We start from the raw sequence: 11,731 nt of genomic DNA on the forward strand, positions 1-11,731 counted from the left end.
ATAGATAAATTGCTACATTGATCACATTTCTCCTAAACCAACGCATTACCTATCATCAACAATGACGTCTTATTTCGTCATAAATATTGAGACTTTTTCGTTACTTATGAATAATATTGTTACTCATTTGCTTTTAGCGTTTGCTCTATTCTGTTCCTCACAAGCTTCTGCTGAATGGGGTATTAATACCTATAACCCAGTATCAATCTCGGAATCTGCACAAAAGATTGCGGCCGATATTAAACAGCTACCCGAACAGCACTTTTTTTCAAATAACGAATATCGACAAGTAAAAGAGTTGATGTCTCGAACGCTGTTTGAACAAAATAAACAGTTAAAAACATTAGAAGGCTCTTTAGTTAACTATAGAAATGATGCGACAGACAAAAACTGGGCAAAGGTAGAACAAAATCATCGCTCACTGACATCGTTAAACGTGAGCAAAGAGAAGTTATTGCTACTTAGTGATACAAAAACACGCGACCAACTCACTGGATTTGGTCCTCGTGGTGTTACTCAGTTTTATTCTGAATTACGTATTACAAAACAAAATATTCAATACTATATTCACTACCAACTGCGCAGTTTTAAAAAACTACTGAGTGATTTAGCTATTTCACCAGTACCTATGATTAGCGTGCTGTTTAAAGTGTTGTGTATCATGTTTATCTTTAATTGGTGGATGCGTAACAGCGATCGTCTAATTCACGACTTTAAAGTGTCTAAACTAAAGAGCACTTCAAATCCAAGTTTGCTGATCCGTACTATTTGGTATTGCAGTCGTGCGCATAAAGCCATTGCATACTTGCTACTAATTACAGCGACATTACGCATTATTTCAACGTTACCAAGCTTACAGCATCTGATTTTCTTAGAGATCTTCACATGGTGGATCTTAGGTGGTTCCATTGCGGTAAGTTTTATTCTTGAATTTGCTTTCCGTAATAGCAAACACAATAAAAAAGAAAATATTGCACTTCGCTTATCCACGATTCGCCGTTATGTATGGGGGATAATTGTCGCTGGTGTGATTTTACAGATCTCATCAAGAACATTAGGCCAAGGAACCATTTATGCATGGATTAACTCCTTTGTTGCTTTGTTCTTTGTATTACTGACGATCATCAGCTTGAAGCAATGGAACAACACTATCTTTAGTCGTATTGATCGTTTCGAAACCTACCCTATTTCGGTTCAATGGGCGATCCGTAATAAAGATTCAATGTTTATGTCTATTCCAGCAACCGCTTGCTGTGCTGCGTGGCTAATAGGCAGAACACTGCAACATCTTGTGCTTTCGACTTTGTCACAATACGCTGCATTCAGTCATGCCCTTGCTTACCTATTTAGAATAGAAGTGGCTAAACAAACAGAAGTCTCACGTGAACAATCGAACCTTGTGCGTGTAAAAGGTCCACTAGCATTTGACTATATTGCACCTGGCTCTGAAGAATCCGAACTTATCGAAGATTATGCTAAAGATGAAATCATCTCTCTGTCACGCTACTTGTTAACTGACAGCCCAGCGGTATGTGTGCTGTCTGGCGAGCGTGGTGTAGGTACGACAACAGTACTTAAGCGCATTCTGAATAAAACTAAAAACGCAGTACCCATTTACATTAACTGCCCTTACGACGGTTACGCTGCACTGTTACCAGAGTTAGCTCAATTACTAGGATTAGATGCAGAATCATCTGAAAAAGATATCTTACAACACCTAAGAAACAGCGAACAATGCTATCTAATCGCTTTTGATAACGCACAACGATTAGTGAAACCAAAAGTAAACGGGTTAATTGAGCTAATGAAATTAACCAACCTACTAAGACGTGCACGTAAGAGTCACCGAGTTGTTTTATCCATTGATAAATCAAGCTGGCGTTTTATTGACCGTGCTCGTGGCGAACGTCTGTTGTTTGATCTTGTTACGTTTATGCCTAAATGGACAGAGAAAGAAATTGGCCAGTTACTTGATTCGCGTATCGTAAAAGACAATAACGTAAACACCATTTCGTTTGATGGGTTAGTACTACCTAGACAATGGGATGAAGATAATTTAAGTGATGAAGAACGTGCTAAAAACGGTTTCTATCGTATTTTATGGGACTACTCAGATGGTAACCCAACGGTTGCTCTGCGCTTCTTTAGACTGTCACTATTTAGAGATAAAGACACCGACGCCATTTTAATTCGCCTATTTAGAGCACCACAATCAGATGATTTAGAAACCATGCCAAAACCGATGTTGGCCGTACTTCGCTCTATCGTACAGTTGGAAGTCGCTTCCCCTGAAGATCTGTGTGATTGTAGTCGTCTAAGCATTGCGGAAGTCATTAGTACACTACGCTACTTCCAGAGCCGTGGTTACATTGAATGGAATGATGAAAAAGCGCGTATATCAGACCACTGGTATCGTCATATTACTAACGTATTACATCGTCAACACTTACTGGTGAAATAACATGATTCGTTTATTTGTACTTTGCTTATCGTTGATGGTGAGCTCAACTGCATTGGCTGAAGATCCTCAATCAATCGACAATTTACAACAATTTGCCAGTTTAATCCGTTGGAGTGGTGTTGCTGCCTCCTTCTTTATTATCCTAGGCGCATGGTTATTTTTACGTTTCATTCAATCGATTGTGGATGGGGTAAGTAGCCAATTTGCTCAACGCCGTATGTTGATGCAAAAGCTGCAATCGTTCTTTCAATTCTTTATTTACATGTCGACAGCCGTTGCGGTTTTCATGTTGAGTTTTCGAGTTGATGATCGAGTCTTAGCCTTAATTGGTGGTACGATTGCCGTATCTGTGGGTTTTGCCTTAAAAGACCTTACCGCCTCTTTCATCGCGGGCTTAACCGTAATGATTGACCGTCCATTCCAAGTGGGTGACCGAGTGACGTTTGAAGGCCACTACGGTGACATTATCGCCATTGGTCTTCGCTCTGTTCGCATGCAAACCTTGAACGACGATATTATTACCATTCCAAATAACAAATTCTTAAATGAAGTCACCGTCAGTGGCAACTACGGTGGGTTGGATATGCAGGTGGTGATCCCTTTCTATATTGGAATGGATCAAGACATCAATAAAGCGCGAGATATCATTCAAGAAGCGGCGTCTTCAAGTCGTTATATTCACTTACCAAAACCGGTTGTGGTATTAGTAAAGCAGACGATTACCGATAACTATTTGGCGATTCAACTGACCTGTAAAGCTTATGTGGTAGATATTAAGTTTGAAAAACTCTTTGAAACAGACATTACGTTACGTGTGATGCAAGAGTTTAGGAAAGCCAATATCATTCCACCAACCATCGCAATACAGAGCAAATTAGCGTAATAAAAAATAAAAAGGTAGAGTTATTAGGCTCTACCTTTTTTATTGGATGAGGTTCAGAACTAAATAACGCCTAACTCTCGTAAACGCTCCATCAAATAGCTATTTGCAGTATGACGCTCAGACAATACAACCTCTGGTTTTGGGTGTAAGAACAAAGGTAAAGAAATACGAGACTTCGTCTTATCAACACCTTCAGGATTAATCACTCGGTGCGTTGTTGATGGGTAATAGCCACCCGATGCTTCTTGCAACATATCACCGATATTAATGATCAGATTACCAAAATCACATGGAACATCTAACCAATCACCCTCTTTTGTCTTAACTTGTAAACCCGGCTCATTTGCTGCTGGTAACACCGTCAGTAAATTAATATCTTCATGCGCTCCAGCACGAATCGCACCAAGCTCCTCATCCCCTTCTAGCGGTGGATAATGAAGAACACGCAATAATGTTTTTTCACTTCCCTCTATCATGCTAGATAAAGATTGTGAGTACAGTGCTGATACCTCTTCTGGTGAATGTTCTTCTACCCAAGACAACAGCTCAATCGCTAATGTATTCGCGTTATCGTAGTACTCTTGAATTTGTGCTTTTAATTCAGCAGGACATTGGCCGGTAGGATAATAATGATAGTACTCTTTAATGTCTTTTTTAGTATGGCCTTTGGCTACTTCTGATACTGAAGCAGGAAAAAAACCATCTTGAGTATCGACATTAAATTGAAAGTTTTCTTTCTCTTGGCTATTAAAAAACGCATACCAATTATCATAAATACTTTGTACTGATTCTTGTTGAATTGGATGATTTTTTAACACTCCAAATCCAGTTTCTCTTAGCGACTTTACAAACAGCTCTGCTGCATTTTCAGCAGTGTAATCAATAGCTTCTAATTTCATAATTGTATTCTTTTTATTGTTGAGCAAGGAGTGATCTCAATAGTCTTTATTCACCTTAAGAAAAGGCATTCTGCTATTTGAGTATACAAAGCGAATTGTATTAAGATGAGTCTATAGGCTCAAGGATTAACGTCTAAAATATAGAAACAATTTGTTTACATCTAAAAACACAACTTTTCCGTGCAACAACATAAGGGATATTCATGAAACACATTTTCATTACAGGCGCTAACCGTGGTATTGGTTTATCTTTTGTAAAATACTATTTGCAGCAAGGCCATAAAGTCAGTGCAACTTATCGTGATACCTCAACGGCTCAAGAGCTTCTTCAACTTGAAAATGACAATCCTGAACTTTCTTTGTATCAATTAGAACTGACTAATTACACTGCCATACAAGATGTAGCAAAAACGCTTTGCCATACTCCTATAGATATTCTAATTAATAATGCCGGTTATTATGGCCCTAAAGGTTATGGTTTTGGGCACTGTGATGTTGAGGAATGGAAGAAAGTATTTGAAATCAATGCTATTGCACCACAAAAGCTCGTAGAAGCGCTCTACCCTAGCTTGCAATTAAGTCATGATAAAACCATCGTATGTATCTCTTCTAAAGTCGGCAGCATGACAGAGAACACTTCAGGTGGAGGTTATATTTATCGTTCATCTAAGGCTGCATTAAACTCTGTAGTAAAAAGCTTAAGTAATGATTTAAAACCAGAAGGATTTACTGTAATTGCAATGCACCCAGGCTGGGTTCAAACGGAAATGGGTGGACCAAATGCTTTAATTTCAACAGAAGAATCTGTGAAGGGATTAACGAAAGTCATTGCCCAACTATCCATTGAAAATAGCGGGCAATTTTTAAATTTTGATGGTACTGAGTTACCTTGGTAGTGGTTCTAAAATTCCGTTTCTTACCAAGCCACGTCGTACGTTTTTACACAGTTTAGCGAACTTATCAATCTCAGAGAAATTGGGCGTTTCACCACGCTCAATATAAGATTCCCAATACAAGAGTTCACTTTCAACCAGCTCAATCAATTTTCGTGGACAACCTACACACGTATCGCCACATATCTGCGCTTCTGGTGCATCAAACGGAAAGTCAGCTTTCACCAACTCAATGATGTTACGCATTGCGGTTTTGCGATCGGGCTTTTGTGCTTTTACTTTATTGGCCATGAATTACTTAATTTTAATGATATAAAACTTAAACAGATCATAGCGCACTTATTGGAACTTTACACATTTACAACGGAGCTATGTAAATACATAATTTACGATTCTTCCTAAAGTTTCAACTTCGTTGTTGTAAAATCAAACAACTAAATAATCTTTACTAGTTAACCTCTTTCGTATCTCAAACACCAAGGTATAATGCTAACAGTTAAAAATTTTCGTTATAAAAGGAGTGGTATGCTTACTGAATCTACAAAAAATGAACTCGACTATAAATTAAAACTAATTGATTTTATTTTAGAGCAAGAGCCTACAGCAATTTTATCTTCAGAGTTTTCATTCAATTTTCAAAAAGAAGAGCGGATTTATTAATTATAAATAATAATACTACACATGCTATTGAAATAAAAAGTGATGTAGATAACACATATACATTACAAAGCCAAATTGATGATTATTACAAAGTATTTAATAAAGTATCCATACTTATTAGTGAAAAACACCTTAAAAACATAAATATGTTAAATAAAAACATAGGCGTTTATATATTAAAAAATGGGTACATATCTTGTAAACGAAAAGCAAAAGAAAAGCGAAAACTCAACAAAAGATTAACACTGGATTTATTATCCACAGCTGAACTTAAAAGTTTATCACCATCTAAAACTAGCAATAGAATTGAATTAATCAATGATATTGAAAATTACATTTCATTTAAAGATTTAAATGAAATTACTTATGCTAGTTTGTATAAAAAAATAAGTGCCATCTTTTCACTATTCAAAAATGAAAAAATAGGACCGACAACAATCCATGATCTAAGTGTGCTTGAAATAAGGCAACCATTAATTTAATGAAGAAACTTTACTTCGCACTAAACGAGCCATTCTAGTCATATGAATATTTGCCCTTACTGAAATCCAATAAGACGGACTTTTTCCATTAACAATTCCAATAGATGCAGAATCGATTTCATTGCAGCCCCAAGAATCAATATAATTGATTCCATACTCTTGAGTTAGTCTAATTCTCTCTGCACAAACTTCATAACCTCCATCATCTCGGCTACAACGTTCAAATAAAAGTTTATTTTGATATGGAAAGTCTATCCTAGGAACCCAAATCATAGGTTTAGATTCGCCTCTATAAGGGTGAATACAGCCATAATCACCATAAATTAATTCGCTATCTACCTTAAGCAACTCATTAAATATTTCTTGAGAATACATTCGTATCTCACTTGACATCTTGTCTTTCTTTGGAACTTCTTGAACAACTGAGCTTGGAAAAGAAGATGTTACTAAAATAATATCTAAGCTATCATCAACACAAATAATATCTTGAATTAAATCACTTGCATCCCTCAGCTTAAGGTCATATTCTTGCTGACGAGTTAAAGCCAAATCTACAATAACAATAACATTTTCAATTTCAGAAGCTAATTGTATAAGATTATCAGTAATCTCTTCACTCACAAGGTCTACACTTAATCTTATACAAATTTTCTCACAAGACCTACTTAACCTCTCAGCTTGAATCCTTAATGTATCCATATCCGTATCTTCATAAGCTAACACTGTGGGAATAACTGATACATTTTTTTCTTCTACAATTCGTCGTATAAAGTCTGTCCAATTATAAAATGCGTTATCATCATCAAAAAAACTTTCTATTTGCTCATTGGTTAAAGACTCTTCATTAGTTAAATCAAGAATAAACGTTTTTTTATTCATAATATCCGATAATTCATCAATTTTTTTGTAAACATCACAACCTTGATTTTTTTTACTTTTTCTCGACTTTGTCAATTCAAATATTGGAGTAATATAATCAAAGTCCTGACTATATATACTCTTCAAAGCTCTTAGCTCTGAAATGCTAGTTTTAAGAAGTGGATAATAATTAGAATTCATATTTATTTCCTCTAATAATATCCGCACGAACTTTAACTGCCATTGCTGATACATTAAACTTTTCTGAAATATTTTCTATATTATTAGATGTATTTCTTATATAATCTACAAACTCATCTTTTGGCATCAGCAATGCTCCTGCAAAATTATTAGCTTCAAATTCAATATTATTTTTTATATTTTCAGAACGAAAAAATACAGTATCCGTAAAATTTTTTTGTTTGTTTTTATGTAAAAAAAGTGTGCTAATTCATGTGCAAGAGTAAATCGTTGCCTTCTTGGGTGATGTAAACTATTAATGCTAATTAACCATTGTTCTAATGTATTATCAAAACTTAAAGACCCTGATACATCAGGCTCTAATGGTAAATATTCAACTCTAATATTAAATACTTTAGCAATAATAGATAAAATATCATCGCCAGGATTTACTTTATTTTGAACAAGTTGCAGTAACTGAACTGGAGAACGAATTTCAAACTTTGATGTATTTGAATCATGGGGTAAATCAAGCCGCTTCTTTCGGGGTCTAATAGCCACTTTAAATCTCCTCAACCGTTCCTTGTGAAAATTCTTTTTCATAAGGATCTAACTGTTGTATATATTTTTCCATTGCAGCAATTTTTTGTGTTATAGCTCTAAGTTCATCAGGATCAAAATGCTTAACACGCTCAATAACAATACCAACTTGCTCTAAAGACTCTTGTATCTCACTAATTGAGTCTTCATTTATAGTAGCTCGCTTATCTATATCACTCATAATCGATTTTTTAATTTCGGGTTCCGCCCTATGCAAAGCAGCTTCAAGTTGATTATGATAACCAACATTCTCTTCAAAATAAGTTCGCACTTCATTTTTAGTTTGTTGTTTAGCCACATTTTCAGCATTGGTCTTTATATATAGCGGAATCGATATGCCCAAAACAGTAATAATTGTTATCAATATGGTAATTATTGTTGTGTAAAACGTTGAAATTTGTCCTAATAAATCACTACCTTCTAGCACGATTCTCTTTTCAACTAATCGACCAAGCATTGATGCCTCTTTAAAAGATAAGGTATTTTCTGGTTTACTCCAAAAAATTGCTTTTGCATTATCAATAAGTGACATAATAGATGAATCAAACCATATATATACTGCAACCCAAAATAGCAAAGTCCCAACAAGTGTTGAAAAAAAGAAAATTATACTTAGTTTAAAATTTGACATAATTAATCCTAACAATTCAAACCGAATGTTATCTAATTATCTAAAGATATTCTATTGTCTAAATCAAAAACTAACTCAATATCTATTAATTCATAAAAGTAACGTTGAATTTTGATAAGTTACGTCAAGTTAACTAACAAAGAGTAAAAACCTGGATTAGAAACTATTAGCAACATATTTATAAATAAGAGTTTAAGGGGTATGATTAAGCAAGGAACATAACCCTCTGAAAAACCTTGATTTACTTAGCTTCTATGCGGATGGTTAGTGATGTGGTCTTCCCAGTTCTTCACATCAATAGCATAAACCACTTTATTTCTTACACTTTCACCAGCAGCGTGCATTGCTGATTTTGAACCTGTGATCAGCGGGTGCCATTTAGGTAATGGCTTATCTTCCGCTAATAAACGGTACGCACAAGTCAGTGGCAACCAGTTAAATTCTGCGATATTTTCACGACTTAGTTTTAGACACTCTTCACCTGATGTGAAACGTTTTGGGTAATCTTTACACGCACATGTTTTGCTGTTTAACCAGCTACATGCCACATTGGTGTAGTAAACTTCATCTGTATCTTCATCCATTAATTTGTGTAGACAGCACTTACCACAGCCGTCACAAAGAGATTCCCACTCTTGTTCTGTCATTTCTTCTAATTTTTTTTGTTGCCAAAATTGCTCTGTCATTGCTTTACACTCATTATGGGAAGAGGCCGTTTTATACCACTCTGTTCCAAAAAAGCAAGTTTTGACCTAAAGATAGAAGAGTGATACCTTGCGCATCCTTTATTTTTTGCGTGAGTTTAATTATGGAATGTCGATTAGGTTGCGGTGCGTGTTGCATTGCCCCAAGTATTACGTCATTTATCCCGGGAATGCCAAATGGTAAACCTGCTGGTGTTCGCTGTGTGCAATTAAATGAAGAGAATTTATGTAAGCTTTTTGGTAAGGCAGAACGCCCAAAGGTATGTCATCAATTTAGTGCTTGTCCTGATGTATGCGGTTCAACCTCAGAACAAGCTATTCAAACCATCACTGAACTAGAGTCAATGACGTTATAATTCTTTTATAGAAGAATACTCTTACGATAGTACACGAACAACGCTTTGTACTTGCTCTGCGATTTCAATGCCGTGGCTTGTTAAATAGCCACCATCTTCTTGTGTTACCAATCCTTTACTGAAAAGACGCTTCATTGCTTCAATTGCTTCGGGTGCTGCGTCTGAGTGAACCTTTAAGCCCGCTTGAGTGCTTTCTAGTGGGAATTGCTTGAGAAGGTTCATTTCTTCTACGATGTCTTTATTAAATGGCATATTTATATCTCTCTTATTTATTAACTGAATTCAGCATAGACTGTCTGAAAAATATTAAAACAGAGCTGGATCACACCTATAAAAAATCCCTATAGGATTACTCACTATAGGGATATTTTTTAATCAATTTTCAGCTAGTTAAGTGCTTAAGCTTGAATACCGATAATTAACCATGGCGCATTTGGTTGTGTTAAATCACGCTCAAGGTGCCAAATATCAGTAATGTCTTCTTCAATACCTTCTACAGCATCACGGTAGCGCCCAGAGAACTGAAGACTTAATTGAGCACGGTTTGCGTCATAATCAGCACGAACCACTTCTGCATCCACGTACATTACGTCTGTATGTTGCTCACCTTCAAGGGTTGCACGCTCTTGTACAAGATCATTGTACAGACTGATTGAAACATACTCTTGAATCGTCTCAAGTTGGTTATGGTTCCATGCACCTTGTAAAATACGGTAGTGTTCACGAGAACCATTGATGAATGCTTGCATATCAAAACCCGGTGGGTAGTTATGCGGAACGTCATCAGCACTTGCTGCACCAAAACCACCAGTAGGTTGTGCTGTAGCTTGATCAGCTTGGAAGTATTGTTGATTATCACGGAAACTAGGCTGTGCGTCCTGCTGACCTTGTGGGCCTGCATAAGCTGCACCTTGTCTCTGATTCATGCTACCCGCCTTGGCAGCCATCATTGAGCGGAATACCTTGAATAGAATGAATGCGATACCTGCCATGATAAGAATATCCATGAATTGGATACCTTCAAACGCACCACCACTAAATAGAGCTGCTAATAAACCACCAGCAAGTAGACCACCAAGCAAGCCACCCATTAGGCCTTTTTTGCCTGATGCACTTTTTGTTGTGTCTTGCTTACCAATAGTATTGGTATTTTGCTGTTTTTGTTTTGGCGCAGGCGCCGTTTTAAAGCTTTTACCAAATGACTTACCGCCACCGAATTTCTTTGCTTCTGCATGTGGTGCTGAAACCACAAAAACAAACATAAGGGCAACAATAGATAAAAGACGTTTCATTACCTCTTCCTTATTTTTGGAATTAATTTGGATTGATAATAGCTTGCATTGAGGAACAATGGCAGCATTAATCTTCAATAGAATGTTTCAGAGTGTTAAAACAAACAGTTATCCGTCTCAAACATGTGCACTAACTCCTAATTGACATAACTCTTACTTGAAGATTATAGCCATACATTTAAAATTAAGAACAATGTACATAATTTTATAGCTCAGGTTAATATGGCGCGCAGAAACGACCATTCTCATCAAGAAATACGCGAAATGGCATTAGATAATGTTAAATTGTTTCTTAATGAGCATAGTCATCACGAACTCAGTTTACGCAAACTGGCAAAAAGCATTGGTTATGTACCGAGTACATTAGTCAATATTTTTGGTAGCTATAACTTATTACTGCTTCGCTCTATCGCACAAACCCTTGATGAATTAATGCTTCAAATCTCACAAGGTATTGAAAACAGTGCAACCCCTGAAGAGGCACTAAAAGCCATTGCTTATTGTTATTATGATTTTGCACAGCAGCAACCTAATCGTTGGAAGTTGGTATTTCAACATAATATGAATGGTGAAGCCCTACCTGAATGGCAAGAAAACCGCATTAATCAAATGATGTCGATCCTTGAAAGAATGATCTTCACCATTAACAGTACGAAAACTCACGAAGATATCGTAGAAACAAGTCGAGTTATCTGGGCTGGTGTTCACGGCATAACCTTATTAAGTCTTGATGATCTACTTTTTTCAGCAACGCCGATTGATGGTCACAAACTTATTGATAATCTGCTGCTAAACTACATCAATCAATGGAAGCTTCATTAAGCGATATTCT

14 protein-coding genes and 1 pseudogene are annotated in these 11,731 nt (G+C 36.3%); 7 read left to right on the forward strand and 8 right to left on the reverse strand.

Translation table 11 applies throughout. The annotated features are described in order from the left end of the window. Positions 1 to 106 precede the first annotated feature (106 nt). Positions 107 to 2,461 carry an ATP-binding protein gene (locus AAFX60_009280; GenBank protein XDF76922.1) on the forward strand — a complete coding sequence of 785 codons (2,355 nt, stop codon included), beginning with the start codon at positions 107 to 109 and terminating at the stop codon, positions 2,459 to 2,461. Position 2,462: 1 nt separating this feature from the next. Next, positions 2,463 to 3,344: a mechanosensitive ion channel domain-containing protein gene (locus AAFX60_009285; GenBank protein XDF76923.1), complete on the forward strand. Its 882-nt coding sequence runs from the start codon at positions 2,463 to 2,465 to the stop codon at positions 3,342 to 3,344. A gap of 59 nt (positions 3,345 to 3,403) precedes the next feature. Here the strand turns inward: AAFX60_009285 and AAFX60_009290 are convergent, their stop codons facing one another. Then, complete coding sequence (locus AAFX60_009290; GenBank protein XDF76924.1) at positions 3,404 to 4,243, reverse strand: 2OG-Fe(II) oxygenase family protein; 840 nt, start codon at positions 4,241 to 4,243, stop codon at positions 3,404 to 3,406. 203 nt (positions 4,244 to 4,446) lie between these two features. Between AAFX60_009290 and AAFX60_009295 the strand changes: the two genes are divergently transcribed. Further along, positions 4,447 to 5,139, forward strand: coding sequence for an SDR family oxidoreductase (locus AAFX60_009295; GenBank protein ID XDF76925.1), 693 nt, complete (start codon positions 4,447 to 4,449; stop codon positions 5,137 to 5,139). Here AAFX60_009295 and AAFX60_009300 read toward each other — a convergent pair. Beyond that, a complete protein-coding gene (locus AAFX60_009300) occupies positions 5,128 to 5,427 on the reverse strand; it encodes a hypothetical protein (GenBank protein XDF76926.1) in 300 nt (99 codons plus the stop codon). The two genes, AAFX60_009295 and AAFX60_009300, sit on opposite strands and share 12 nt — an antisense overlap. Before the next feature lie 234 nt (positions 5,428 to 5,661). Between AAFX60_009300 and AAFX60_009305 the strand changes: the two genes are divergently transcribed. Further along, positions 5,662 to 5,796: a hypothetical protein gene (locus AAFX60_009305; GenBank protein ID XDF76927.1), complete on the forward strand. Its 135-nt coding sequence runs from the start codon at positions 5,662 to 5,664 to the stop codon at positions 5,794 to 5,796. A 2-nt stretch (positions 5,797 to 5,798) separates the two neighbouring features. Then, positions 5,799 to 6,278 carry a sce7726 family protein gene (locus AAFX60_009310; protein XDF78916.1) on the forward strand — a complete coding sequence of 160 codons (480 nt, stop codon included), beginning with the start codon at positions 5,799 to 5,801 and terminating at the stop codon, positions 6,276 to 6,278. Here the strand turns inward: AAFX60_009310 and AAFX60_009315 are convergent. The 4 genes and pseudogenes from AAFX60_009315 to AAFX60_009330 form a co-directional block, all read right to left on the reverse strand. Then, a complete protein-coding gene (locus AAFX60_009315) occupies positions 6,270 to 7,337 on the reverse strand; it encodes a hypothetical protein (GenBank protein XDF76928.1) in 1,068 nt (355 codons plus the stop codon). The two genes, AAFX60_009310 and AAFX60_009315, sit on opposite strands and share 9 nt — an antisense overlap. Beyond that, positions 7,327 to 7,919 (reverse strand): annotated as a pseudogene (locus tag AAFX60_009320) (ImmA/IrrE family metallo-endopeptidase). The gene AAFX60_009315 and the pseudogene AAFX60_009320 overlap by 11 nt, the downstream one beginning before the upstream one ends. Then, complete coding sequence (locus AAFX60_009325) at positions 7,879 to 8,547, reverse strand: hypothetical protein (GenBank protein XDF76929.1); 669 nt, start codon at positions 8,545 to 8,547, stop codon at positions 7,879 to 7,881. Before AAFX60_009325 ends, AAFX60_009320 begins: the two are co-directional and overlap by 41 nt. A 245-nt stretch (positions 8,548 to 8,792) precedes the next feature. Further along, complete coding sequence (locus AAFX60_009330) at positions 8,793 to 9,233, reverse strand: YcgN family cysteine cluster protein (protein XDF76930.1); 441 nt, start codon at positions 9,231 to 9,233, stop codon at positions 8,793 to 8,795. Between the two features lie 122 nt (positions 9,234 to 9,355). Between AAFX60_009330 and AAFX60_009335 the strand changes: the two genes are divergently transcribed. Then, a complete protein-coding gene (locus AAFX60_009335) occupies positions 9,356 to 9,607 on the forward strand; it encodes a YkgJ family cysteine cluster protein (GenBank protein ID XDF76931.1) in 252 nt (83 codons plus the stop codon). Positions 9,608 to 9,628: 21 nt separating this feature from the next. On the opposite strand, the gene AAFX60_009340 is transcribed toward AAFX60_009335, so the two are convergent. Next, positions 9,629 to 9,859 (reverse strand): TIGR02647 family protein, encoded by a 231-nt coding sequence (locus AAFX60_009340; protein ID XDF76932.1) that lies wholly within the window; start codon positions 9,857 to 9,859, stop codon positions 9,629 to 9,631. A gap of 146 nt (positions 9,860 to 10,005) precedes the next feature. Next, a complete protein-coding gene (locus AAFX60_009345; protein XDF76933.1) occupies positions 10,006 to 10,899 on the reverse strand; it encodes a TIM44-like domain-containing protein in 894 nt (297 codons plus the stop codon). 222 nt (positions 10,900 to 11,121) lie between these two features. On the opposite strand from AAFX60_009345, the gene AAFX60_009350 reads away from it, so the two are divergent. Next, positions 11,122 to 11,721: a TetR-like C-terminal domain-containing protein gene (locus AAFX60_009350; GenBank protein ID XDF76934.1), complete on the forward strand. Its 600-nt coding sequence runs from the start codon at positions 11,122 to 11,124 to the stop codon at positions 11,719 to 11,721. Positions 11,722 to 11,731: the final 10 nt, after the last annotated feature.

The sequence above is a fragment of the Aliivibrio fischeri genome (genome assembly GCA_038993745.2).
GTDB classification, from domain to species: Bacteria; Pseudomonadota; Gammaproteobacteria; order Enterobacterales; family Vibrionaceae; genus Aliivibrio; species Aliivibrio fischeri_B.